General features: G+C 65.7%; 22 protein-coding genes. 17 read left to right on the plus strand and 5 right to left on the minus strand.

Translation table 11 applies throughout. The features are described from left to right. Nucleotides 1–27 precede the first annotated feature (27 nt). From ACR65K_RS20035 to ACR65K_RS20050, 4 genes are all read left to right on the plus strand, one after another. Nucleotides 28–1,485, plus strand: coding sequence for a DUF3375 family protein (locus tag ACR65K_RS20035; protein WP_440154663.1), 1,458 nt, complete (start codon nucleotides 28–30; stop codon nucleotides 1,483–1,485). Then, entirely contained in the window at nucleotides 1,478–2,347 is an 870-nt protein-coding gene (locus ACR65K_RS20040) for a DUF4194 domain-containing protein (protein ID WP_056332098.1), read from the plus strand. Before ACR65K_RS20035 ends, ACR65K_RS20040 begins: the two co-directional genes overlap by 8 nt. Continuing rightward, a complete protein-coding gene (locus ACR65K_RS20045; protein ID WP_440154664.1) occupies nucleotides 2,344–5,817 on the plus strand; it encodes an ATP-binding protein in 3,474 nt (1,157 codons plus the stop codon). Before ACR65K_RS20040 ends, ACR65K_RS20045 begins: the two co-directional genes overlap by 4 nt. A gap of 187 nt (nucleotides 5,818–6,004) precedes the next feature. Continuing rightward, entirely contained in the window at nucleotides 6,005–6,688 is a 684-nt protein-coding gene (locus tag ACR65K_RS20050) for a hypothetical protein (protein WP_440154665.1), read from the plus strand. Between the two features lie 59 nt (nucleotides 6,689–6,747). On the opposite strand, the gene ACR65K_RS20055 is transcribed toward ACR65K_RS20050, so the two are convergent. Next, on the minus strand, nucleotides 6,748–7,242 hold the full coding sequence (locus ACR65K_RS20055; protein ID WP_056332092.1) for an FBP domain-containing protein: 495 nt from the start codon (nucleotides 7,240–7,242) through the stop codon (nucleotides 6,748–6,750). 367 nt (nucleotides 7,243–7,609) lie between these two features. On the opposite strand from ACR65K_RS20055, the gene ACR65K_RS20060 reads away from it, so the two are divergent. The 7 genes from ACR65K_RS20060 (at nucleotide 7,610) to ACR65K_RS20090 (ending at nucleotide 16,298) form a co-directional block, all read left to right on the plus strand. After that, nucleotides 7,610–8,698, plus strand: coding sequence for an iron-siderophore ABC transporter substrate-binding protein (locus ACR65K_RS20060; RefSeq protein ID WP_056332090.1), 1,089 nt, complete (start codon nucleotides 7,610–7,612; stop codon nucleotides 8,696–8,698). A gap of 10 nt (nucleotides 8,699–8,708) precedes the next feature. Continuing rightward, on the plus strand, nucleotides 8,709–9,791 hold the full coding sequence (locus ACR65K_RS20065; RefSeq protein ID WP_056332088.1) for a FecCD family ABC transporter permease: 1,083 nt from the start codon (nucleotides 8,709–8,711) through the stop codon (nucleotides 9,789–9,791). 68 nt (nucleotides 9,792–9,859) lie between these two features. After that, nucleotides 9,860–10,903, plus strand: coding sequence for a FecCD family ABC transporter permease (locus tag ACR65K_RS20070; RefSeq protein ID WP_440154666.1), 1,044 nt, complete (start codon nucleotides 9,860–9,862; stop codon nucleotides 10,901–10,903). Between the two features lies 1 nt (nucleotide 10,904). Then, nucleotides 10,905–11,720: an ABC transporter ATP-binding protein gene (locus ACR65K_RS20075; RefSeq protein ID WP_056332085.1), complete on the plus strand. Its 816-nt coding sequence runs from the start codon at nucleotides 10,905–10,907 to the stop codon at nucleotides 11,718–11,720. After that, nucleotides 11,717–12,787: a siderophore-interacting protein gene (locus ACR65K_RS20080; RefSeq protein WP_440154667.1), complete on the plus strand. Its 1,071-nt coding sequence runs from the start codon at nucleotides 11,717–11,719 to the stop codon at nucleotides 12,785–12,787. The genes ACR65K_RS20075 and ACR65K_RS20080 overlap by 4 nt, the downstream gene beginning before the upstream one ends. Before the next feature lie 319 nt (nucleotides 12,788–13,106). Next, nucleotides 13,107–15,320, plus strand: a complete 2,214-nt coding sequence (locus tag ACR65K_RS20085) for a CBM96 family carbohydrate-binding protein (RefSeq protein ID WP_440154668.1) — start codon at nucleotides 13,107–13,109, stop codon at nucleotides 15,318–15,320. 132 nt (nucleotides 15,321–15,452) lie between these two features. Continuing rightward, nucleotides 15,453–16,298 carry an SGNH/GDSL hydrolase family protein gene (locus ACR65K_RS20090; RefSeq protein WP_440154669.1) on the plus strand — a complete coding sequence of 282 codons (846 nt, stop codon included), beginning with the start codon at nucleotides 15,453–15,455 and terminating at the stop codon, nucleotides 16,296–16,298. Here ACR65K_RS20090 and ACR65K_RS20095 read toward each other — a convergent pair. Then, nucleotides 16,295–16,600: a YciI family protein gene (locus ACR65K_RS20095; protein WP_056332076.1), complete on the minus strand. Its 306-nt coding sequence runs from the start codon at nucleotides 16,598–16,600 to the stop codon at nucleotides 16,295–16,297. The two genes, ACR65K_RS20090 and ACR65K_RS20095, sit on opposite strands and share 4 nt — an antisense overlap. Nucleotides 16,601–16,661: 61 nt before the next feature. Between ACR65K_RS20095 and ACR65K_RS20100 the strand changes: the two genes are divergently transcribed. The 3 genes from ACR65K_RS20100 to ACR65K_RS20110 are packed head-to-tail and all read left to right on the plus strand — an operon-like array spanning nucleotide 16,662 to nucleotide 19,261. Beyond that, the gene (locus ACR65K_RS20100; RefSeq protein ID WP_440154670.1) at nucleotides 16,662–17,153 is read left to right on the plus strand and encodes a MarR family winged helix-turn-helix transcriptional regulator; all 492 of its coding nucleotides are present in this window, start codon (nucleotides 16,662–16,664) and stop codon (nucleotides 17,151–17,153) included. 47 nt (nucleotides 17,154–17,200) lie between these two features. After that, a complete protein-coding gene (locus ACR65K_RS20105) occupies nucleotides 17,201–18,463 on the plus strand; it encodes a glycosyltransferase 87 family protein (protein ID WP_440154671.1) in 1,263 nt (420 codons plus the stop codon). 36 nt (nucleotides 18,464–18,499) lie between these two features. Continuing rightward, nucleotides 18,500–19,261 carry an SGNH/GDSL hydrolase family protein gene (locus ACR65K_RS20110; RefSeq protein WP_440154672.1) on the plus strand — a complete coding sequence of 254 codons (762 nt, stop codon included), beginning with the start codon at nucleotides 18,500–18,502 and terminating at the stop codon, nucleotides 19,259–19,261. 20 nt (nucleotides 19,262–19,281) lie between these two features. Here ACR65K_RS20110 and ACR65K_RS20115 read toward each other — a convergent pair whose 3' ends face one another. From ACR65K_RS20115 to ACR65K_RS20125, 3 genes are read right to left on the minus strand one after another with little or no spacing between them, the layout of a single operon-like run. Further along, nucleotides 19,282–20,031, minus strand: coding sequence for an FAD:protein FMN transferase (locus tag ACR65K_RS20115; protein ID WP_440154675.1), 750 nt, complete (start codon nucleotides 20,029–20,031; stop codon nucleotides 19,282–19,284). 55 nt (nucleotides 20,032–20,086) lie between these two features. Next, the gene (locus ACR65K_RS20120; RefSeq protein ID WP_440154673.1) at nucleotides 20,087–20,653 is read right to left on the minus strand and encodes an FMN-binding protein; all 567 of its coding nucleotides are present in this window, start codon (nucleotides 20,651–20,653) and stop codon (nucleotides 20,087–20,089) included. Continuing rightward, the gene (locus ACR65K_RS20125; protein WP_440154674.1) at nucleotides 20,650–22,122 is read right to left on the minus strand and encodes a ferredoxin reductase family protein; all 1,473 of its coding nucleotides are present in this window, start codon (nucleotides 22,120–22,122) and stop codon (nucleotides 20,650–20,652) included. The genes ACR65K_RS20120 and ACR65K_RS20125 overlap by 4 nt, the downstream gene beginning before the upstream one ends. A 317-nt stretch (nucleotides 22,123–22,439) precedes the next feature. On the opposite strand from ACR65K_RS20125, the gene rpmB reads away from it, so the two are divergent. From rpmB to rpsN, 3 genes are read left to right on the plus strand one after another with little or no spacing between them, the layout of a single operon-like run. Then, entirely contained in the window at nucleotides 22,440–22,676 is a 237-nt protein-coding gene (gene rpmB / locus ACR65K_RS20130) for a 50S ribosomal protein L28 (protein WP_018763944.1), read from the plus strand. Then, the gene (rpmG, locus tag ACR65K_RS20135; RefSeq protein ID WP_013602737.1) at nucleotides 22,676–22,843 is read left to right on the plus strand and encodes a 50S ribosomal protein L33; all 168 of its coding nucleotides are present in this window, start codon (nucleotides 22,676–22,678) and stop codon (nucleotides 22,841–22,843) included. Before rpmB ends, rpmG begins: the two co-directional genes overlap by 1 nt. A 2-nt stretch (nucleotides 22,844–22,845) precedes the next feature. Further along, entirely contained in the window at nucleotides 22,846–23,151 is a 306-nt protein-coding gene (rpsN, locus tag ACR65K_RS20140; protein WP_009358853.1) for a 30S ribosomal protein S14, read from the plus strand. The last annotated feature ends 470 nt before the right edge of the window (nucleotides 23,152–23,621 follow it).

The raw sequence follows: 23,621 nt of genomic DNA on the forward strand, positions 1-23,621 counted from the left end.
CCCCGCCCAACAGCCCAAGGAGAGTGCGTGCCCCGCTCCGCCAGGTCATCCGCTGACGCCATCAGCGCCCGGCTCCGGGACCTCGAACTCCTCACCAAGGGACCCGCATGGGCTCTGACGCGTTCGGCGCCATGGGTGATCGCCGTACTCCAGGCTTCCTTCACCCGCACCCGGCCGCAGGTTCCGCTCGAGGAATTCCATGCCGACGTCGACTCCTTCCTTGAGGAGCTCCGGCGCCAGGATCCCGGCCTGGGAGGAGGGGCCAACGGAAAGGCCTTCGGGGACGAGTGGACCCGGCGGCAGTTCCTGACCCGGCGGAACCAGTCAGGCCAGATTGTCTACGAGGCCACGGAGCCAGCGGCGCGTGTGCTCGCCTTCCTGGACAGCCTCTCCAGCGAGCGCTCCACGCTGAACGGTTCACGGCTGGGCACGCTGCTGGGGGACGTGGAAAAGCTCGCCAACGAGACCAACCCCGACCAGAGCGCACGGCTCGAAGCCCTGGAAGAGGAAATCGAAGAGCGGCAGCAGCTGATCCAGGACATCAGCGCGGGCGGGTTCGACGGCCTGCTTGATGACGACGAAGCCGTGGAGGCCGCCGGGAACATCCTGGACCTGGCCGCCAGCCTACCCGCTGACTACAAGAAGATGCGTGACCGGATCGAGGAACTGGTGGGCGGGCTGCGCAACCAGATCATCGAGGAGTCGCTGACCAAGGGCGCGACCATGGCCCAGGTCCTGGAGGCGGACAAGCGGCTCCGCCAAAGCCCGGAGGGCAGGACGTTCCGGTCCTTTACCGCCTTCCTGGAGGACCCGCAGCAGCAGGTGAGGTTCCGGTCGGCCATCGGGGAGGTCCTGAGCCGCCAGTTCGCCGACGACCTCTCGCCGGACGACCGGGAGACGCTCAAGAACCTGGTGGCCGAACTCCGCCAGCAGCACAGCCAGATCCAGCGCATTTACGGCAAGCTCAGCGAGAGCCTCAACACCTACGTCCAGAGCGACGACTTCCGCCAGTCAGTCCGGCTGCGGCAGGTCCTGCGCGAGGCTGAACAGGCCATCCGGTCCCTGCCCTATGAACGCGAACGGCCAGGACTGGTTCCAGGCCCGGTCCTGTACAACGCAGGGTTTGAGTCGCTGTCCATGGTGAAGCTCTTTGACCCGGACGAGTTCGCGGCGCCGCCCCGGCTGGCCGATCCCATCGCCTTCACCGATTCGGACCGGGTGCGCTCGCCGAGGACGGGAAAGGCCAGGCCGGACATAGTCCGGTCCGCGATGGCGGGGGCTGCGACCCTGGCCGATGCCTGGCAGCAGCTGCCGCCGGAAGAGCAGCACATCAACACCATCCGCGCGCTCCTGTCGGAGGCCCTGCACGCCGGGGCGGACTTCAACCGCAGCGCCTGGGATGGCCTGGACTTCGAACAGATCGACGGCTCCACCCGCAGGGCCTACCTGCCCGTGGTTACGCTCGCAAAGGATTCAGATGACTGAGGAAATCACGACGACGGCCGTTGACCCCATCGACAACACGGAAGACAACGCGGTGGTTGAGTCCTTCGAAGCCAGGGCGGGGGCGTCATCGGGTGCCGGGCGCCCCAATCCGGCGGTCATCACTCCCCGCGACACCTTCGTTGACGGCGCCGCCCTCTTCCCCGGCGACACCGGCGTGCTGTCCATGAAAGTGCGCCAGGCCCTGGTGAAGCTCTTGAAGGGCCCGTACATCGATGGCGGCCGGGACGAAAAGCTCTGGACGGTGCTGCTGGACAACCAAGTGATCCTGCGCAGCCGCCTGTCCGAGCTGTTCCTGACCCTCCAACTGGACCACGAGCGGAAGATCGCGGTGCTGCGTCCCGTGGATCCGGACATCATCGGAGGGAGCGCACGGTCCAGCATCCTGCGCCAGCAGCGTGCCCTCAGCCGGGTGGAAACCATCGTGCTGCTCCGGCTCCGACTGCTGCTGGACCGGCACGTCACAGCCCAGACCGACCCCACCATCACCCGCGAGGAAATCACGGACCTCGTGGCGCACTACCAGCCCGCCGGCCAGCAGGACGCCCTCCGCGACTCGGACGTGGTGACCCGTGCCATCACTAAGCTCCTGGCCCGCCAGCTCCTGCTCCCCACCGGCCTGGACGACGTCTACACCATCTCCAACGCCCTGCCCCTGGCCCTGCCATTCGAAAACATCGGCGACATCCCGGCCCACATCGAAGCCCTGGTGGCGGCAAGCAGTGATCCCACCGGTACCGAGGCAATGCTTGACCTGGACGCGGACAGTGGTGCCGAGGACGACGACGCCGATGCCGCCCCGGCTGCGGAGTCAAAGGCGACAAAGACCGAGGTGACCAAGTGACGATCGCAAGCATGCTCCCCTTGGGCGACGTGACTAACCCGGGGCAGATGCGGCTTGCCTTGGTGCAGGTGGTCAACTGGGGCACGTTCCACGGGGCCCACACCATGCATGTGGACCGGAACGGAACCCTGCTGACGGGCAACTCGGGCGTGGGAAAGTCGACGTTGTTTGACGCGATGCTGCGGGTGTTCGATGCCCGGCCGCGGTCCAATGAGGCGGCTGCGCAGCGTTCTGGCGGTGCCGTGGAGGACAAACGGACGACGTTCACCTACATGCGCGGCAAGGTGGGGGACAAGGCCGTGGGGGAGGGCTCGGCGAGTGCTTTCCAGCGCCCGGGGGCCACCTGGTCCGCCGTCGCCCTGACGTTCGACAACGCCGCCGGCACGCGGCTGACGGTGTCCGCGCTGTTCGACCTGCCCAAGAACGGCACGGAGTCGAGCGTGGGGCGGTTCTACCTGATCGACAATGTGCCGCTGGACCTGGAAGCGGTGGAGGGCATCGCGGACAAACGCTTCACCAAGGGCGCGCTCGAGGCCACGTTCCCGCACGCCCAGGTCTTCGACGTGCACAAGGCCTTCGCCGAGCGGTTCCGCCGGCTGCTGGGGATCAGCTCGGACCAGGCCCTGCCCCTGCTGCGCGTGATCCAGGCCGGCAAGGGGCTGGGCGGCAGCGTCAACACCTTCTTCCGGGACCAGGTGCTCGATGCTCCGGCAACCCTGGCCGCCGCCGATGACGTGGTGGAGGAGTTCAGCAACCTGATGTCCATCCGCCAGCGGCTGGAGGATGTCCGGCAGCAGCGCGACCAGTTGGCACCGGTGCCGGGACTGAACCGCGAGTATGCGCAGTCCCTCCTGGATGCGAACCGGCTGCGGGACCTAGTGGGCGAGGAGTTCGAGGCGTACCGGCAGCAGCTCGCCGTTACGGTCCACCAAAAGACGCTGGTCCGTTTCCGTGAGCTGGCGCAGGCGAAGGCCAAGGAGCTCGGCGCCGAGCGTGCGGTCCGCGACAACCTGGCCAAGGAACTGCGGCAGCTCGAAACCGACTACAACAACCAGGGCGGCAACGCGATTTCGGCGATTGAGCAGTCGCTGGAGAACGCCCGCGTTGGCCTCAAGCTGCGGAGGCAGGTTGAGGAGGCGGCCCAGCAGGCACTGGCCGACGCCGGGCTGCAGCTTGAGTGGAGCGCCGCCGGCTGGGAGCAGGCCCACGAACAGGCGGCAGCACGGTCGACCGAGTTGAAGGATGATTCGCAGGCCCTGCAGGAGCTGCGGTTCGAGGCCTTCGACGCCCACGCCGGCCGCAAACGGGAGCTGGCGGCTGCCGAGCAGGAGCTCGTCTCGTTGAAGACGCGCAAGTCCCTGCTGCCGCCGTCGAGCATTGAAAACCGCGCCGCCATCGCCGCCGCAACCGGCGTCCCGGAAGACCGCATGCCCTTCGCCGGCGAACTCATGGACCTTGCCGAAGGCGAGGAACGGTGGCGCCCCGCCGCCGAACGCGCGCTCCGCAGCCTGGCCACCACCCTGCTGGTTCCCGGTGAGCACTTCGGTGCCGTCACCCGCTACCTCAATGACCACAGCGTCCGTGGCGCGCTGCGGGCGGTGGACGTCTCCAAGCCGCTCGCCGGCGGTGCGCTCGCCGTGGAGGACGTGCGCGACGGCGACCTGCTCACCAAGCTGGACATCCTCGCCTCAGGTGCGGCGGCCGAAGCCGGTGAATGGGTCCGCGAGCGGATCGCCCTGGACTTCGCCTATCAGTGCGTGGAGGACCCGGACGAGCTGGCAGCGCTGGACAAAGGCCTGAGCCTGGGCGGCGTGGTCAAGCGCAACCGGCACACCGTGGAGAAGGACGACCGCTTCACAAGCCGCCAGGATTATGTCCTGGGCTTCGACAATGCCGCCAAACTGGAACTCGTGGCCGGCCAGGTGGAGGACCTCCGGCAGGAAGTGGCCAAGGCCGCGGAACTGGCGCAAAGCCGCGAGGATTCACACCAGGGCATGAGCCGCCAGCTCGACGCGCTGCGACGGATTGCGGAAGACGACCGCCCCTGGGAACAGGTGTCTGCCTCGGTGGCGGCGGACGACCTGACCCGGATTGAGCAGCGGCTCAAGGACGCCCTCGCCGCGCAGGCAGACCTGGAGCCGCTGCGGGCCACCATCGAGGAGGTCCGGCAAAAGCACCAGTCCAGCACCGAGTCCGCCGCGGTCCTCCAAAGTGAATACAAGGCACTGGACCGCCAGCTCACGGCTGCGGATTCGCTGCTGGAAGCCGCGCGTGACCGCCTGGCCCAGGCGCCGCCGTCGGACGCTACCGTGACCGCGCTGGAGCCGTACTTCGCGGAGTTCGGCGACGTGACCGAAATGCACGAGCTGGACAACCTGGCCAACCGGGTCCGGACCGCCCTGCTGGGCGAACTGCACGCGGCTGAATCACGTGGGCAGGCCACGGCGGAGCGGCTCACCCGCATCTTCGAAGGCTTCGTGCGGGAGTGGGGCAGCGCCATCTCGGCCGACCACGGCACCAGTATCGGCGCGGCCAGTGAATTCGAGGCCCGCTACCACGCGATCGTGAACGACGGCCTGCCCGCGCAGGAGGCGGAGTTCCGGCTGTTCTTCAACCAGCGCACGCACGAGTCCTTCAGTACCCTGCTGCACCTGCTGGACGAGGAGCGCCGCTCCATCACCAGCCGCATCCTGCCCCTCAACGGCATCCTCTCCCAGGTGAACTTCCATGAGGGCAGCTACCTGGAACTGGATATCAAGCAGACGCTGCCGCCCACCGCCAAGCAGTTCAAGGACGCCATCCAGAACGCTTTGAAGGCGCGTCACACCCGGCCCGCCAGGTCGGACGGATCCAGGGCGGAGGGGCCGGACAGTGATGATGCCGAGCTCACCGCCCGCTACAAAACCCTGGAAACCCTGGTCAAGAGGCTTGGATCGCAGGCGCCCGAGGACCGGCGGTGGCGCGCGGAGGTGCTGGACGTCCGCGGCCACCTGTTCATCCAGTGCAAGGAGCACCGCGAAGCAACCGCCCCGGTTGCAGGAAAAAAGAAGGGCGGCGCCAAAAAGACCGAGGTGTTCATGCACGCGGACACCGGCTCCATGTCCGGCGGCGAGCGGCAGCGGTTCACCGCGTTCATCATGGCCGCGGCCCTGAGCTACCAGCTGGGTATCGCCGAGCAGGGGTTCACCACTTACGGCACCGTGATGATGGACGAGGCCTTTGTGCTTGCCTCCGAGGAGTTCGCCGGTGCCGGCATCAAGGCGCTGCACGAATTCGGCTTCCAGCTGCTGCTGGCTGCCCCCGAAAACGTGATCGACCTTTCCCGGCACCTGGGCTCCGTCACCGAGATCCTGAGGGACCGCCGCACCAACCGCTCGGGTGTTCTGACGGCGCCGGTCATCCGGCCGAGGCCGGGCGAAGAAGGGGCCTGGCGGTCCGAGGCGAACCCGGTGGACATCGTGCTGCGCTGAACGAGAACCAGCTATATAACAAATTGATGGATTTATTGCTCCGGAGCTGTTAGAGGTGCTGTGCGGGTGCCATGCTGGTCGGCATCAATCACTCGCCTTCATCCTCCCGATGGGTAGTTGTGGAACGCTGGGTCCTGCATCTGACGCCCTGTGGAGCGCGACGGCCTTCGCTTGAAAGGCACCACCCATGCGCCCAGCACACCGCGCCACCACACTCATGGCGCTCACCGCGATCGTGGCCCTCAGCCTCACGGGCTGCGGGGAGGGCCCTGCCGCGGACGGGGGTTCCGCTACGGCTCCTGCGGACCGGACGACGGCGGCAAGTCCGCCTGCATCAATCATTCCCGTCGCCACTTCTTCTCCCGCTCCTGCGGGGCAGGTGACCTTCAGGTTCGCAGACGGCCGCCTGTCCTTTGCGTACCCCGAGGGGTGGCGTGTGGAGCATCAACAGGTTTCGGCGTCCCCTGCGGTGGAAACTGCCACAGTCCACGATGCCGGCGGCAAGGAGCAGGTCGCCGTCTACTACAGCCAGGTTGGCGATGCCACTGCCGGCAACGTCTCCAGGTCCATCCTCGAGACGGACCCGGTGCCGGGATTGATCGGAGCGTCGGTTCCCACACCCAGTTCGTCGTTCTTTGTTGACCACGCTTTTGGCACTGCCACTTACCACATGGGGCTGACGCCGGGATCCCCGATCTCGCCGGACGGGCAGGTGCAATACGGGCTCGTGAAGATCGGTGACCGCATTCTGACCGCAGACGTGCTTTTCGAAGGCCGGCAGTTCGCAAACGACCAGGCGGCAAAGGATTGGTACTGGGGTGATGAAGGCCGCACCCTGAAGGCGTTGCTGATGAGCTTCTCCTACCGCTGACCGCCAGCTGACCGCCGGCAAGAGGAACCCTTCCCCGCGGGGAAGGGTTCCTCTTGCCGCTACTTGCCCTGGACGCGGGCCAGGAACTGCGCTGTGCGGTCCTGCAGGCCCTGGATCTGGCGCTGTACGACGACGGCCGGGTCGGGGTTGATCTCGTTGGCCGGTGGTTCCTTGCGGACGTTGCCGCAGCACAGGAAGTCGGCGCAGATCAGGGTTCCCACGGTGTTGCCGTCGCGTCCGGACTGTCCCGCGCGCCTGGCAACCCAGAGAAGTACGTCCTCCTTGGAGAACACGTCCCGGCACAGCTCGCACAGGACGGAGCGGTTCTTCCGGGCTCCCCCTTCGGGTGCCCGGAGCATGATTCCCGTGAGGCCTTTGGATCCCGGGACCACCAGGTAACCGCGCAGCGGCATCTTTCCGTCCCGCCACCCCAGGAAGTCGAGGCTGTCCCAGTCGAGCGAATCAAAGTCCTCGGGCAGCGTGAGCTTGGCTGCTTCCGAGCGGCTGGCGTTGATGAAGGATGAGCGGATTTGTTGGGGCGTGACTGATTGCATGGCTGAACTTTCTTAAAAGGGTGGGCGGCCCAAAGCCGGGCCAGGTAACGGGGAGTCAGTCAGTCTCCGCGGAGCAGGCCCAAACGGCCACCCCGCTCTCCATGGCAGCGGCGGCCGGTGCGGCCTTTTGCATGCGCATTGTTCCCGTTGTCCTGTTCCTGTTCAGCGCGCCCGTTCAGCGCTTCCGGTGAAGCTGCCGCCGGACCGGCAAGGCCATCCTGCCAAATGGGGCGCGTCCTGTCCAAGAAGCTGCTGACGATTGTGGGTTTCGTCACGTGACGGGATTAGGTGACAGAACTGTTGCGTAATCACCTTTTACATAGGTTAGCCTTACTTAAGTTTTCATCAGCCTGACCCAAGGAGCCCCGTGACGTCCCCCCTCTTTCCCGGCCCTGTTTCCACCCGCCGGACACTCTTCTCATCTGTCGGCAAGGCGGCGGCGGTGCTGGCCGCGGCGGCCCTGGCCCTCTCCGGCTGCAGCACGGCCCCGGCGTCGTCCGCAGTTGGCACGGACAACCCCAGCAGCAGCACAGCATTCCCAGTCACCATCGAGCACGTGTACGGCAAAACCACCATTGAGAAGCAGCCCACGCGGGTGGCAACCGTTTCATGGGTGAACGACGACGTCGCCATCGCCCTCGGTGTGGTGCCCGTGGGGGTCCCCAAGAACGAGTGGGGCGGCAATGACAAGGGCTCCACCCCCTGGAAGGACGCGGCGCTCGAAAAGCTTGGCGCCGGATTCGGTTCGGCCAACGCGCCCGTCCAGTACTCGGAGGCGGACGGAATCAACTTCACCGAAATCGCCAAGCTCATCCCGGACGTCATCCTCGCCGCCTACTCAGGCCTCACCGAGGAGGACTACAAAAAGCTCAGCCAGATCGCCCCCGTGGTGGCCCACCCGGAGGTGGCCTACGGAACCTCCTGGCAGGACTCCACCACCATCATCGGCAAGGCCCTGGGCAAGGAAGCGGACGCCGCCAAGCTGGTCTCCGATACCGAGGCAACCCTTAGGGACAAGGTCTCGCAGTACCCGCAGATCCAGGGCAAGAGCTTCATCTACGGCAACCTGGAGCCCGCCAAGGGTGACGGCGTCAACGTCTACACGGCCAACGACAACCGTCCGCGCTTCCTGACTGAAATCGGCATGACCCTCGCCCCGGTGGTCGCGGACAACTCCAAGGGCTCCAAGGAGTTCTACCTGCACTGGTCCGCTGAAAAGGCGAACGAACTGCAGTCGGACATCTTCGTCACCTGGGTTCCCGATGCCTCCACCGCGGACGCCATCAAGGCCGATCCGCTGCTCGGGCAGATCCCGGCCATCAAAAAAGGCGCGCTGGTGGCCGACTCGGACAACACCCTGACCCTGTCCATCTCGGCCTCGTCGCCGCTGAGCCTGCCGTGGTCCCTGGACACGTTCCTGCCGCAGCTGGCCGGCGCAGCGGATGCAGTGAAGTAGGCACCGTTTCATGAGTACGACGACGGCGCGTCCGGCAGCGGGCACAGGCTCGCAGGTGCCGGCCAAGGCAGCCGCTGCCCCCCGCCGCGGTGATGCGTCGGGAACGAAGCGCACCGCCTGGCTGGCGGGCGCCGTCGTCGCGCTGGTGCTGGTGGCCGGCGCCTCGCTGGCAGTGGGGGCACGGGAGGTTCCCCTCGGCACCGTGTGGCAGGCCCTCACCGCGTTCGACCCCACCAACGGTGACCACGCCGTGGTCCAAGCCCGGATCCCGCGCACGGTCCTGGGCGTGCTGGCCGGGGGCGCCCTGGGCCTGGCCGGGGCCGCAATGCAGGGAGTCGCCCGCAATCCGCTGGCCGATCCCGGCATTATTGGCGTCAACGCCGGAGCTGCCCTGGCCGTGGTCACGGGAATCTACGTCTTCGGCGTGGCCAGCTTCTCCGGCTACGTCTGGTTCGCATTTCTCGGCGCTGCCGCTGCCGCCGTCGTGGTGTACCTCATCGCCTCGCTGGGCAGGGATGGGGCCAGTCCGGTCAAACTCGCACTGGCGGGAGCCGCACTCAGCGCCGGACTGTCCTCGCTCATGAATGTCATCCTGGTCTCCAGCCAGGACACCCTGGACAGGTTCCGCTTCTGGCAGGTGGGCGGCATCGCGGGTCGTGACTGGACCGTGCTCCTGCCCGGACTGCCGTTCCTGGCCGCCGGTGCGGTCATCGTGCTGCTGGCGGGCCCGACCCTCAACGGCCTGGCCCTGGGGGACGACGTCGCCCGTGGGCTTGGCCAGCGGGTTGTCCTGTCCCGCGCCGTGGTTGCCCTCGGCATCGTCCTGCTGTGCGGTACGGCCACCGCGCTGGCGGGGCCCATCGGCTTCGTGGGCCTGGTGGTACCGCATGCCGTGCGCTTCCTCACCGGCCCCGACTACCGCTGGATCCTGCCCTTTTCCCTGGTGATGGCCCCCGTCCTGCTCCTGGGTGCCGACATTCTTGGCCGGGTGGTCCTGCTTCCCGGCGAAGTCCCGGCCGGCATCATGACCGCCCTGGTGGGTGCGCCGGTGTTCGTATGGCTGATCCGCCGCGGAAAGGGGGCTGGCCTGTGACGCTCCTCAAACCCGGTGTTGCTCCATCAGATATGGCTGCTAAAACCCCCTCCAAAGGACCACAACTGATGGAGCATCGCCGGGGACGCCTGCGCCTGAACCGGACCGCCCTCCTGGCCACCGCCGTCGTAATCCTGTTTTTCGTGTCAGTCCTGCTGGGCAGCTACACGGTGGCCATCCCGGACTTCTTCACCATCGTGGTCAACCACCTGGGCGGCGGTGCAAAGATTCCGGGCGCCAGCTTCATCGTGATGGAGAACAAGCTTCCCCGGGCCCTCACCGGCACCATGGTCGGAATTGCCTTCGGGCTGGCCGGCGCCCTGTTCCAGACCATGCTGCGGAATCCGCTCGCCAGCCCCGACGTCATCGGCATCAGTTCCGGGGCCAGCGCAGCCGCCGTGACCGCAATTATCATTTTCGGCGCCTCCGGTGCTGCGGTTTCCGGGGCGGCGCTCGTGGGTGCCCTTGCCGTGGCCGCCCTGATTTACGGGATCTCCAGCGGCGGGGCTGTGCGCGGGACCGGGCGGGGGAATGCAGCGGGAAACCGGCTGGTCCTTGCCGGAATCGGGATCGCGGCCGCCCTGCACGCAGTGGTCAGTTTCCTGATGACGCGCGCGGACATCCGCACCGCCGCCGACGTCCTGGTCTGGCTCAACGGATCCCTGAACTCCGCCAACTGGGACCGCGCCGGAGTCCTGTTCCTGGCGCTCGTGGTGCTGGTTCCCGCCACCGCGGTCATCGCCGGTCCGCTGCGCATCCTGGAACTGGGTGACGATGCCGCGGCCGGATTGGGGGTCCGCGTCAATGCGGCCCGCCTGGCACTGGTGCTCATTGCGGTGGCGCTCGCGGCCGTGGCGACGGCCGCCGCCGGGCCGGTCTCATTCGTCGCCTTCCTCGCCGGTCCCATCTCCCGCCGCTTCGCCGGCAAGGCCAGCCTGCCGGCGTCGGCCCTGGTGGGTGCCCTGGTTGTCCTGTCCGCGGACTACGCCGCCGCGAATCTCGCCCCACTGTTCCTGGATGGCACCGTCCTGCCGGTGGGTGTGGTCACCGGCGCGCTGGGTGCCCCGTTCCTGCTGTGGCTCCTGGTCACGGCCAATCGAAAGGATGCCTGACGTGGCTGTTCTCGAAGCCCGGGACCTGACGCTTACCTACGGCCAACGCTGCGTGGTGGACGGGCTCAGCGTCCGGATTCCCGCAGGCAAGGTGACCATGATCGTGGGCGCAAACGCCTGCGGAAAGTCCACCCTGCTCCGCGGACTGTCCCGGCTCCTGAAGCCCTCCGGCGGCGCCGTGACCCTCGACGCCAGGGATATCCACACCCGGCCCGCCCGGGAACTGGCCCAGACCCTCGGCCTGCTTCCCCAGCACCCCACCGCACCGGACGGCATCAGCGTCCGCGACCTGGTGGGGCGCGGGCGCTACCCGCACCAGGGCTTCTTCCGGAGCTGGAGTGAAAAGGACGACGCCGCCGTGCAGCGTGCGCTGGAAGCCACCGGAACGCTGGACCTCGCCGGGCGCGACGTCGACGAACTTTCCGGCGGCCAGCGGCAGCGGGTTTGGATTGCGATGGCCCTCGCCCAGGAAACCGATGTCCTGCTGCTGGACGAACCCACAACCTACCTGGACCTGGCCCACCAGGTGGAGGTCCTGGACCTCGTAACGGACCTGAACCGCAGGCACGGCACCACAGTGGCCATCGTCCTGCACGATCTGAACCTCGCCGCGCGCTACGCGGACAACGTCATCGCCATGAAGGCCGGTGCCGTGGCGGCAGTGGGGTCCCCGCGCGAGGTGGTGACGGAAGAACTGGTCCGCGACGTCTTCGGCCTGGAGAGCCGCGTCATCCCGGACCCCGTTTCGGCCACCCCGCTGATCATTCCAATAGGCCGCCACCACACCCCAGCCAACGAACTGGAGCTCGTCCCATGAAGACCCGCCACGACGCACCTGCCCAGCCTGTGACTGCCCATCCTGTGACCGCCCAGCCGATGAGCCTGGCCTTCGAGGTGACGGTATCCTCCGTCCAGCAGCTCAGCCCCACATTCCGCAGGATCACGTTCGGAGGCTACTCCCTGCGCGATTTCGGCGTCCACGGCCACTCCCTGGACCTCCGGATCAAACTCGTGATTCCGTCCCTGGCCCCGGACGGCTCACAGTTGCCGCTGCCGGCCTTCCACACCAGCCAGGCCGGGTGGTACCGGGACTGGCTGGCCATGGACCCGAACGTGCGCGGCTCCATGCGTACGTACACCGTCCGCGAGGCGCGGCTGGACGGGGTATACCCGGAGATCGACGTCGACTTCGCGATGCACCTCGACGGTCCGGACAACACCGGGCCCGCCGCCAACTGGGCCTTCAACGCCCGGCCCGGCGACGCCCTCACCATCATCGGCCCCAACAACCGCGCCGCCCATTGCATCACCGCGGAGACATACTCCGGGATTGAATGGCGGCCCGGCCTGGCCCAGCGCATCCTGCTTGCCGGCGACGAAACCGCGGTCCCCGCCATCTCCGCCATCCTCGAAACGCTCCCGCCGTACATGAGCGGGCACGCTTTCCTTGAGGTTCCGCAGGCCGGCGACTTCCTGGAGCTCCACTCCCCGGCCGACATCGAAATCACCTGGCTTGCCCGCGGTGCCGCCATCGGCCGCTCCCGGCCCCACGGCCACCTCCTGCAGGAGGCCGTGCGGAAAGCCGTCCCCGAGCCGGGCTGGGTGGGCATCAGAACGGACGACGGCGGCGCCGGGCCCGAGCCCGAGGACGTCAACGTGGATACGGACATCCTGTGGGAGACGCCTGCCCGGTTGGAGACCGCGGACATCAGCGCCACCAAGAACCCTGGGATGCCCGCCGGCGCCATGCCCTTCTACGCTTGGATTGCCGGTGAAGCAGGCGTCATCAAGGACCTGCGGCGCTATTTGGTGCGCGACGTGGGGATGGACCGGAAACAGGTGGCCTTCATGGGTTACTGGCGGAAGGGCAAAGCCGAAGGCTAGCTTCGGCCCATGGTTGAGGCGCCGTAACTGCCGACTTGCCGTCGCTTAGACACCTCCCGGCGCTTCCTTCGGCCGCGGGCGGCCTCACTCAGCTCTGGTCGGCGATGCGCTCCTACGCAAGTCGTCAGTCACGGCTCGTTGTGGCGTCACTTCAGCCTCGCTCCGCGTAACACACGTTTTCAAGAATCTCCAGAGCGGTAATTGCTATGTCACAGGGTGTGACAAGCCGTATGCTTCGGTTATTTCAACTGGAACATTAAGGTCTCATTCCATGAAAACTATCCTGCGGCCGGCTATCTCTGCCCTGACACTTTTAGTCATGCTCGTTTCGCTCGCGGTAGTGGGCAGCGTGGCGAACGCGGTTGGAGCGCTGACATTCGCACCGATCGCCGACAGCTATGTCCAGGCCGACCGGCCGACAGAGAACTTCGGGACCAGCGTCCGATGGTCCACGGAGGGCCGGACAAGCATCTCCCGGAACAGCCTGCTGCGGTTCAACGTCCAGGTCCCGGCCGGGGAGCACATCGTCTCGGCAAAGCTGCGGGCATACTCGGAGGCAGCGGCAACATCGACTGAGTTTGTGGATGTTTACACCACGGGCGGGGCATGGACCGAAACGGGCGTGACCTGGAACAACGCGCCGGCGCGCGGGACCTGGCTGGGCAAGACCGGCGGGTTCTCCAACGGCGCCTGGGTGGAATGGGACGTCACCAAGGGCGTCACCGCCACCGGCGGTGAGCAGAACTTCAGGCTGGAATCCGGCACTCAGAAGTGGCTGGGCTTCAAATCGAACCAGGCCTTGGACGCGGCGCTCCGCCCAAAGCTGGTGGTTACCACCGCGGCTGACGCGGTGGTGGCAAACCCCACCCCGACGCCAACCCCCACCCCCACCCCCACACCTGCGCCCACTGATCCGAGTGGTGTCCAGGCTGCCACCACGCAGAACTGGGGCGCTCCCGTCGCCGGGGACGAGTTCAACTACACGGGAGCCCCGGACGCAACCAAGTGGAGCGTGTACAACAGCGCCGGACACGCCGGCAAGGGCATCCGCAGCCCGCAGCAGGTAAAAGTGGACGGCTCCAAGATGGTCATGAACGGAACACCGGACGGGACCACCGCCGGCATGTCCGCGAAGTTCGCCCGCCAGAAGTACGGGCGGTGGGAGGTCCGCGCCGCCGGGTCGGGCGACAACGAGTACCACATGGTCTCAATCCTGTGGCCGGACAGCGGGAACTGGCCTTGCGACGGTGAAGTCGATTACGCGGAAACATCGGGCGACTGGAACGTCATCAAGTTCTTCCAGCACTTCTCCTGCAGCAACTCCCAGACCAGCGCCAGCAAGACGCTGGACGTTTCCCAGTTCCACAACTACGCAGTGGACTGGTCCCCCGCCGGTATGGTCGGTTACGTGGATGGCGTGAAGTGGTTCGAGGACAAGGACCCCACCCATCAGCCTCCAGGCAGCATGCACCAGACGCTGCAGCTGGACTGGTTCCCGGACTCCACCGCTGACGGTGCCGGGGAGATGCGCGTGGACTGGGTACGTGTGTACCCGGCAGCAGGCGCGGCAAGCCCGACGCCTACCCCCACCCCGACGCCTACCTCGAGCCCGACCCCGACCTCCAGCCCAACCCCGGCGCCGACCACTCCGCCGTCGGGTGATTCTTTCGAGTTCGCCGCAGTTGGCGACATGAACCCTTCAGGTAATACGTCGACGAGCTCGGCGTCCGGCAAGAACGCTGCCAGCATCATCGGCGGCCTCAACGATGGTTCGTTGGATAATTTCCTCGCCATCGGCGACTTCCAGTACGACAAGGGGACCTGCTCGACGCTCGGGGCGTGGAACACGCTGTGGGGCGGGTTGAAGGCCAAGACGTACTGGACCACGGGCCCCAACCACGACCTGGAGCCGGGGGTGAATGATGACGTGGACCGGTTCATGGACGGCCAGTGTGTGAGCTCCACCAAGTCCGCTACCAGCACCACTTTGGGCCGGTTCCAGGATGCGATGGAGTGGTATTCGTTCGATAAGGGCAACTGGCACATTCTGGTGGCGCCTACGGCGACGTGGCGGTACAACGCGTCCCGGTCCCAGGCCATGACCGCGGAAATGGACGCTGACTTGAAAGCGGCCAAGGCCGCCGGGAAGCATCTGGCCGCCGTCTACCATGACCCATATTTCACCTCCAACACGTCCAGCCACACGCGCTTCACCCAGGCGAAGCCTTGGATCGACATGTTCTGGAACAACCGGGTGAAAGTGTTGCTGTCCGGCTCCCAGCACAACTATGAGCGGACTTGCCCGGTGAACAACGCGGACCAGTGCGTGCCGGACGGCATGCAGCAGTTCCAGGTGTCCACTGGGGGTATCGGCCTCCGCTCGTTCGCCAGCGACCCGGCCTACATCCAGCGGAAGTTCAGCGACACCTGGGGCCACCTGAGGATGAGCCTGAAAGCGGACGGCTCCTACACCTGGGAGTTCCGCCCGGTCCACGGAGGGATGCAGACGGACAGCGGTTCACGGACCCCCTGATTCCTGATTACCGGGCCCGTTCCCTATGGCAGGGAACGGGCCCGGGTAATCAGCCGCCTCAATGACGACCCGCGCACTGACTGTTCATCCCGGCGTCGTCCTTGCTTTCCTTTGTGCCGTTAGGTTGGGCCGGTGGCGCGCGAATCCTTGCTTCCTGGCTCCGGGCGGCGGGTGTTTGTTGCCCTTGGCGACTCCTTCACGGAAGGTGTGGGGGACCGGGACGAGCGGCTGCCCAATGGCGTGCGGGGGTGGGCCGACCGGGTGGCCGAGAAACTCGCCAAGGCACAGCCCGGGTGGAAGTACGCCAACCTGGCCATCCGCAGCAAGCGGCTCCGGCACATCATCGACGAGCAGCTGGAAGCTGCGCTGCGGATGAAGCCCACGCTGGTCACCCTTTATGCCGGCGGGAACGACATCCTGGACCTGAAAACGGACATGGTGGCCCTCATGGCGGACTACGAACAGTTTGTTGCCCGGCTCGCCGCCACCGGTGCCACGGTAGTCCTCTTCACCGGATTCGATGTCAAGGTCTCCGCGCTCCTGGAGCCGTTGAAGAAGCGCAACACCTATTACAACCAGCGGGTGCGGGACATTGCGGAGAAGTACGGGGCGGTGCTGGTGGACTACTGGTGCCTGGACGCCTTCCACGACCGCAGGATGTGGGACTCAGACCGGCTCCACATGTCCAAGGCGGGGCACAAATACCTGGCCGGGCAGGTGCTGGACCAGCTGGGCGTGCCGCACAAGATCAAGCCCCGGGACTGGGAGCCGCCGCCCCGGTTGGGCCTTCGCGAATGGGAGCGGCGCCAGCGGCGCTGGGTCCACGACTGGGTGCTGCCGCTCTTTGGCCGCAAGCTCCGCGGCGTAACGCTGGGGGACACGCTCAGCCCGCGCTGGCCGGAGCCGGTGAAGGTCCCGCGGAAAGGCGGGCTGAAGAAGGTGGCCGCGGAATTGTCCGACGGCGGCGGCCCGCCCTAGCTGGTCTGCGCGGGCGGGGTGTCCAACAGGTTTTCAAACCCCGGGGCCACCCGGGCGGCGTGGAACTCCAGCACCTCAAAGTCGGCCACGCCGTTGACGTAGAACGGGTCCTGCGCCAGGCTCGCGTCCAGGGTTTCCCGTTCCGCCTGCGAGAGCAGCAGTCCTCCGGTGCGGGGGATCTTGCGGCCGGCGGCAATGAAGACGCCGTCGTCGAACGCCTTCTGCAGCCAGGCGATGTGGGCGTCGTTGTGGAAGTCCACGATCTCCTGCGGCACGCGGTAGGTGAGGGAGACAACATACATGGGGCCAAGCCTACCGGTGCCGCAGCAAGCTACTTGAAAGATCAATCGTAGAATGGAACCCATGACCGAACCCCGCTGGCTCACTGCTGACGAACGCCGCGCCTGGCTGGCGCTGGTAAGCATCAATACGCTGCTGCCCGCTGCGCTCGACACCAGGCTGCACGCCGCGGGAAAGCTCTCCCTCTTCGACTACACGGTCCTGGCCATGCTGTCGGAGGCCGAGGACCGGTTCCTGCCCATGAGCGAGCTCGCCGCGCGCAGCAGTGCTTCACTGTCCCGCCTGTCGCATGTGGTCACCAAGCTGCAGAAGCGCGGCTGGGTGGAACGGCGTCCCCACCCCCACGATGCAAGGGTCACCACGGCGCACCTCACCGAGGAGGGCATGGCCACGATCGTCGGGCTGGCTCCGGGCCACGTGGAGGACGTCCGCGACCTGTTCCTCGATGCCCTGACGGAGCAGGATGTGCTGGATCTGGCCCGGATCGGCGAAAAAGTGGTGGGACGCCTGGACAAGGACCACTGGATCCTGCGCGAAACGCAGGGCGGCGCCTAATACAGCCCTCAGTATCAAAAACTTTTAAATTGAGTAGAAGGCCCTCCATGGATAACACGCGGTCCAGTGCTGAAATATTTCTTTCTCGAAATAGGACGATAATAGCTGTATTCGCAGCTGTGCACTTCCTTTTCCTAATGCTTTTATTGCCGGACATCACCGCCGGACGCGTATATGGCGATGTTGACCTTTACCGCCAATGGGCTTTCCTGGGAGTTAGAGAGGGCGTGTGGCAGGGGATTGATGTCCCTTGGGTTTATCCAATAGGAGCAATGCTCCCGATGCTGGCCGCTGGTATTTTTGGTTACAACTCATATATGTTCGGCTGGTTCCTCCTGTGCACTTTGTTGAACGCGCTGGCGCTCCTGATGTTGAAGGGCAGCCGGAGGTTACGGTACGGATGGCAGGCTGCGTACTTGTGGGTCTTACTCATCGCAATCCTGGGTCCTCTGGTGTTCTCCCGCGTGGACGGGATTTCAGCCCCCCTCGTTGTTGTCGGCCTCGTGCTGGCGTCAGAGCGCCCTGCGTTAGCGTCGGCTTTGTTGTCACTTGCGACGTGGATCAAGGTATGGCCAGCTGCGGTGATCCTGGCTTTGGTGCTGGCGAGCAAGGCTCGCATGCAGGTCCTCCTGGCTGGAATCACAGTCTCTGCCGCCATGATCGGGGGCGTGCTCGCTGGAGGCGGCGCCAAAAATCTGCTGGGTTTCATCAAGGCCCAGGGTGAGCGTGGAATGCAGCTTGAAGCACCATTCACCACGCCCGGACTTTGGCAGGCCGTCCTTGGCTTAGGTACGAGAGTTCATGCGAATACCGAGATTGTGACAATGGAAATCAAGGGATCCCTCTCCGATTTTGTTGGCACCCTCATGAATCCGCTGCTGTGTCTGAGCCTGGCGCTGGTGAGTCTATTGATTCTGGCGGGAGTCAGGAGAGGCGCGGATCGTCGCGAACTTTTAGTGGTTGGCGCCCTCGCGCTCGTCTCGGCAATGATCGTCTTCAACAAGGTCGGATCGCCCCAGTTCATGATCTGGCTGGTTGCGGTGACCTGTGTCGGAGTAGCCGTGTATGGCCGGCTCTGGGCTGTTCCAGCGGTGGCAATGCTTGTAATTGCGATTTTCACAACACTTGTCTATCCGATTCTTTATGTACAGCTTTATGCCGCCCTTAATCCCGGCGTCGCCTTACTGCTGACTGTGCGAAACGCTCTTGTGCTCACTCTTTTCTGCTGGGCCTTGCTGAAGCTGGTGGGCATCGTCCGGGCGGACAGCCGTTCGCATCACAGCCAAAATGGAGTTTCAATCAGAGGCTGATTGGTTGCTCCCGGCAACGGATGGCAAACTAGCCGCATGGATTTCACTTCCCGGTTCGTGGCTCTGGGCGACTCATTCACCGAAGGCGTCGGAGACGACGACCCGACACGCCCCAACGGTGTCCGCGGCTGGGCGGACCGGGTGGCAGAGCAGCTCTGCGTAGCCGATCCTGGCTTCGGCTACGCCAACCTGGCCATCCGCGGCCGGAAGCTCCGCCAGATCCTGGCTGAGCAGGTGGACGCCGCCGTCGAGCTTAACCCCACGCTGGTGAGCATCTACGCCGGTGCCAACGACATCCTTCGCCCGCGCGTGGACATCGATGACCTCCTCGTGGAGTACAACGACGCCGTGGGGAAGCTGGCTGCCACCGGCGCCACTGTGGTCATGTTCACCGGTTTCGACGCCCGGGGTTCAAAGGTTTTTGGCACCATGCGCGGCCGCACCGCCATCTACAACGAGCTGGTCCGGGGAATCGCGGGCGACCACGGCGCGCTGCTGGTGGATTACTGGCGCTTCAGCGAGTACTACGACTGGGGCATGTGGGCGCACGACCGGATGCACATGTCCGCTGCCGGCCACGCCAACATGGCCAAACGCGTCCTCGAGGTCCTCAAATATGACCACTCCATCGACATCCCGCCGATGTCCCCGGTCCCTGAGTTGAGCGGTGCCGACGCCCTGCGTTCCAACGCCCAGTGGTTCCGCGAGTACGCGGCTCCGTGGGTGGTCCGGCGCGTAACCGGCAAGTCGTCCGGGGACAATCTGCAGTCGAAGTACCCCACGTTCACCCGGCTGTAGGGAGACGCCTCGGCGGTGGCTCACGAGGCGTGGAACGCGGGCGTCGCCAGGATGGAGCCGTCCGTGCGGATCGCCAGCGCGGCAACGTCCCATTGGTCGGTGGCGCGGTTCAGCATGGTGGTTCCGCCGGCAACGATCGCCGTGGCCAGGACGTCGGCGGTGACGATGTCCTCGGCGGCAACAGTGACCTGGACAAACTCGGCGCTCTTGCCCACGCGCCAGATGTGCTCCCCGCGCTCGGCGGAGCCCGAGGTGGCAATCGCAGTGTGCCGGCTCCTGCTGCCAAGTGCGTAGCCGGCAACCAGGGTCCTGCGGTCGGCCGGGTCCACGATGCCCGCTTTCCAAGGCTCGGTGCTGCCCGGGCGGGGAGAGCCGCTGACCAAGACGTCGCCGCCGGCATTGAGGCACCAATCGTGCCGGCCAAGGGCCAGAAGCGAGGTACCTGCCTCGCGGATGGCATGACCCTTGATGATCCCCGAGAGGTCCAGCGCGCCGTCGGGCCGTTCAGGGGTGAAGGCGCCCTCCGTGCGCAGCCGCCATTCATGCGCCTCCGCATACCGCGCGCGCATCTCCTCCGAGGCGCAGCGCAGCGTCAGTTCCCCGCGGGCCAGCCTGGCCGCTTCCGAATCCGGGCGGTACAGGCTGAATTTTTCGTCCAATTCCCGGAAGAGGTGTTCGACGACGGCGGTGGCCGCCGTGAGCTCGTCAAGCCCCGGCTGCCCTTCCGCAGGGGAGCCGACGGGCAGCGTCAGGCCGATGACCGTACCCATGCATTCAAAGGTGCGCGCCTTCAGGATGGCACCGCCGGTTGCCGCGTCGATGGGGTTAGAGGTGGGCTGCATCGATGGCTGCCTGGAGTGAGGTCAGGTACGCGTCGCTGGTGATGGTGGCGCCGCTGACGGTCTGGACATCTGCCGACTGCGCCGCGAGGACCTTGCTGCGGAGCAGGGGTGCCGCGCGGTTGCTGATCTGGATGGACTTGCGGTCGGTGTTGGTCAGCTGGAGTGCGGTGACGTCCGTGATCTTTCCGTTGGCCACGGTGATCTGGACCTGTACGGGACCGAACCGGGTCTGCACGGCGGTTCCCTTGTAGGTTCCGGAGGCGGTCGAGCCGGTTGAGCCGGTTGAGCCGGTCGAGCCGGCGGAACCCGCCGAACCCGTGCCGGACGCACCCGTGCCGGACGCACCAGACCCTGACGTGCCCGTGCCGGACGCACCCGTGCCGGACGCACCAGACCCTGACGCGCCCGTGCCGGACGCACCCGTGGTGCCTGTCGTCGTCGTACTTGTTGCCACCGTGCTGATGCCGCCCACCTGGGTGCCGGCCTGCCATCCAGCCACGAGGATCCCGGCGGAGGCCAGGCCCGCAGCGATTGTTCCGCGTATTTTCACCAGTCAAACCTTTCGTGATGGATCTGTTCTTCGCGGACGCCAGCCTTCCCGGCATCCGCTATGACATTCGCCGCCCACGCGGCCGGACCGCAGACATAGACGTCCGCTTCCGCGCTGTCCGGCACATAGGAGGTGAGGCTGTAGCCGCTCCGCACGGCGTCCTCCGGAAGCCAGGAGGAGCGGCCATGGGCCCGTGGCCCGGTGAGGTGGAAGAGCCGGACCCCGCGGGCCCGGCAGAGCTCAAGGATTTCGCGGCCCAGGTACAGCTCCTGGTCCGTGTGGCCGCGCAGCAGGACAGTCGCCTCGCCGGGAGCGAACGGCGTGGTCTCCAGCAGTGCGCGCAGGGGCGTGATGCCGATGCCCGCGCCGATCATCACCACCTTGTTCCGGGTCCGGGCAGCCGTGCTGAGTAACCCGTAAGGGCCTTCCACGGCCACCTTGGTTCCCTTCCGCAGCCGGAGGAGCTGGGCCGAGCCGTTGCCAAGGTTCCGCACGGTGACCCGCAGTGTCCCCTGGCCGTCAGAACCATGCAGGACGGGCTCGGCGGACAGGCTGAATGGATGGGGATGCCACCACATGCCCGGGGCCAGGAAGCGCCAGATGAAGAAGCGTCCGCCCGTGCCTGCCAGCTGGTCCAGCTTCCGGCCGCTCATGACGATGTTCACCACGCCGGGCGCCACGGCCTCCACGCGGGCCACGGTCAGCCGGTGACGTGCCGTGGCCAGCACCGGCTCCAGCACCCGGAAGTACACCAGGGCCGTGCCCGTGTAGATGCAGATGGCCAGCCAGTACCAGCGTTGCCAGGTGCCTGCCGCAAAGAGGCCGCCCACGCTGAATTGATGGGGAATCGACGTTGCCACGGCGGCATAAGTGAGGAGGTGCACCACATACCAGAACTCGTAGGGGAACCGACGCCGGACAGCCACCAGGGAGGTCACGACGACGGCGATGAACAGCGCCATGGAGACGAACGCCAGCCAGATGTCGGGCACCTGAACCCACAGGTTGACGGACTCAGTGACCGGATCCAGCCCCTCGGCCATGCCGTACCCGGTGGCGAGCAGGATGCCGTGTGCCAGGAGCAGGTAGAGGGAGGGCTTTCCCAGCTTCCCGTGGAACTCCAGGGCGCGGTCGTGGCCGATGGTGCGGTCAATAAATGGAATCCTCGCGGCCAGGAGAAGCATCAGCAGGACCAGGTCCATGCCCGCCAACCCGGCCACAATGCCCGCTGCCGTGAATGCAGCGGCGGGGGAGGTGATGCCGGTGGCCCCGCCGTCGGCAAGCCAAAGGGCAATTGCGGCGGCCACGGAGGTCCAGGCGATGACCGTCAGGAGGTCCCTCCGCAGCATGCGCTGCCGGTACTGGCGGGCGAACCAGCCGCGGGAGGGATTCTTCGGTGCTGGAAGTGAAAGCCCCGGGCGGCCGGAACTGCTTGCGGCCGGTGATGCCGGCAGGAGCTTCGTGTTCATGCATCCACGATGCGCGCGAAAACTATGATCTTGCTGTGAAAAACGGCCAGCCCTGGCTGTGATGTTTCCGCGGCCCTTATACACCCTTTCCGCCCGATTGGTCTTTAATTGCGCCAACTCGTAGACTTGGTAGGCGCTAAGTGCGCGGAGCGTGCGCAATTGCTCCGGTTGCCCGGTAATTTTCTCCAGGGTGGCCGGTAGTTAGGGGCTCAAGTTGCGTGACTAACCGTTGCCCTTCTTCATTTTTGGGTCGCCCTTAGCAGCATGGTCCAGCAGCAGATATGCGGATCATTACTTTCAATTCTTGAGGAGAAGTCATGGCAGCACACTGCCAAGTGACCGGGGCCGAGCCGGGCTTTGGGCACAGCATTTCGCACTCGCACCGCCGCAACAAGCGTCGGTTCGATCCGAACATTCAGAAGAAGCGCTACTGGGTTCCGTCCCTGCGCCGTAACGTCACGCTGCAGGTTTCTGCCCGTGGCATCAAGACCATCGACGTGCGCGGCATCGACGCAGTCGTCGCCGACATTCTTGCTCGTGGGGTGAAGCTCTAGTGGCTAAGGACAAGGACGTACGTCCGATCATCAAGCTCAAGTCGACCGCGGGCACGGGCTACACCTACGTAACCCGCAAGAACCGTCGTAACGACCCGGACCGCATGGTCCTGAAGAAGTACGACCCCAAGATCCGCCAGCACGTCGAATTCCGAGAGGAGCGCTAAACATGGCTAAGAAGTCCAAGATTGCTCGCAACGAGCAGCGCAAGGTCATCGTTGAGCGTTACGCTGCAAAGCGCCTCGAGCTGAAGAAGACCCTGGTTGACGAAAACGCAACCGACGAAGCACGCGAAGCAGCCCGCCTGGGCCTGCAGAAGCTGCCCCGCAACGCGTCCCCGATCCGTCTGCGTAACCGCGACATCATCGACGGCCGCCCCCGCGGTACCTTCCAGAAGTTCGGTATCTCCCGTGTCCGCTTCCGCGACATGGCCCACAAGGGCGAACTCCCGGGCATCACCAAGTCTTCCTGGTAATCCAGCACCGCTGAATCCAGCTGTTTGAGAAGGGCCGGCAACCTTAGGGTTGCCGGCCCTTCTGCTGTCTGCAGCGAAGTACCTCAGGCTGTGCGGCAGCACACATTGGGAAATGACGACGGCGGGAGCCGGTTTGGTGCCTCCATGCCCGCATCTGCCGCTTGATTCCGGGGTTTGAAGCCGGCTGGGTAGCTGGTTTGCAGTGGGGCAAGAGTGCGTGTATTGTTTTCTAAGTCGCCGCGGGGGAGACAGTGAAGAACTGATCACCGCGGGGCCAAAACCCCCAAAATCAAAGCCAGAATCTGGTTGCTCTTTAGGGCGCTGGAAACGGGTGGGGAACGATCTTCCGCCGAAAAAAATCCTGAATGATGGATTTGCTTCGGGGCTGGGGATCGGGTAAGTTTGGAAAGTTGCTCCGGAGCGATCCTGAACGGAATGTTTGGGTGGTGCCGGGTGTGTCTGTTGTTTGA

Source organism: Arthrobacter sp. SAFR-179 (assembly GCF_059414945.1).

Bases quoted from the DNA above. Each gene is read 5' to 3' on its own strand.
- ACR65K_RS20040 (WP_056332098.1), top strand. From the start codon at position 1,478: ATGACTGAGGAAATCACGACGACGGCCGTTGACCCCATCGACAACACG.
- ACR65K_RS20050 (WP_440154665.1), top strand. From the start codon at position 6,005: ATGCGCCCAGCACACCGCGCCACCACACTCATGGCGCTCACCGCGATC.
- ACR65K_RS20055 (WP_056332092.1), bottom strand. From the start codon at position 7,242: ATGCAATCAGTCACGCCCCAACAAATCCGCTCATCCTTCATCAACGCC.
- ACR65K_RS20065 (WP_056332088.1), top strand. From the start codon at position 8,709: ATGAGTACGACGACGGCGCGTCCGGCAGCGGGCACAGGCTCGCAGGTG.
- ACR65K_RS20070 (WP_440154666.1), top strand. From the start codon at position 9,860: ATGGAGCATCGCCGGGGACGCCTGCGCCTGAACCGGACCGCCCTCCTG.
- ACR65K_RS20080 (WP_440154667.1), top strand. From the start codon at position 11,717: ATGAAGACCCGCCACGACGCACCTGCCCAGCCTGTGACTGCCCATCCT.
- ACR65K_RS20085 (WP_440154668.1), top strand. From the start codon at position 13,107: ATGCTCGTTTCGCTCGCGGTAGTGGGCAGCGTGGCGAACGCGGTTGGA.
- ACR65K_RS20095 (WP_056332076.1), bottom strand. From the start codon at position 16,600: ATGTATGTTGTCTCCCTCACCTACCGCGTGCCGCAGGAGATCGTGGAC.
- ACR65K_RS20100 (WP_440154670.1), top strand. From the start codon at position 16,662: ATGACCGAACCCCGCTGGCTCACTGCTGACGAACGCCGCGCCTGGCTG.
- ACR65K_RS20105 (WP_440154671.1), top strand. From the start codon at position 17,201: ATGGATAACACGCGGTCCAGTGCTGAAATATTTCTTTCTCGAAATAGG.
- ACR65K_RS20110 (WP_440154672.1), top strand. From the start codon at position 18,500: ATGGATTTCACTTCCCGGTTCGTGGCTCTGGGCGACTCATTCACCGAA.
- ACR65K_RS20115 (WP_440154675.1), bottom strand. From the start codon at position 20,031: ATGGGTACGGTCATCGGCCTGACGCTGCCCGTCGGCTCCCCTGCGGAA.
- ACR65K_RS20125 (WP_440154674.1), bottom strand. From the start codon at position 22,122: ATGAACACGAAGCTCCTGCCGGCATCACCGGCCGCAAGCAGTTCCGGC.
- rpmB (WP_018763944.1), top strand. From the start codon at position 22,440: ATGGCAGCACACTGCCAAGTGACCGGGGCCGAGCCGGGCTTTGGGCAC.
- rpsN (WP_009358853.1), top strand. From the start codon at position 22,846: ATGGCTAAGAAGTCCAAGATTGCTCGCAACGAGCAGCGCAAGGTCATC.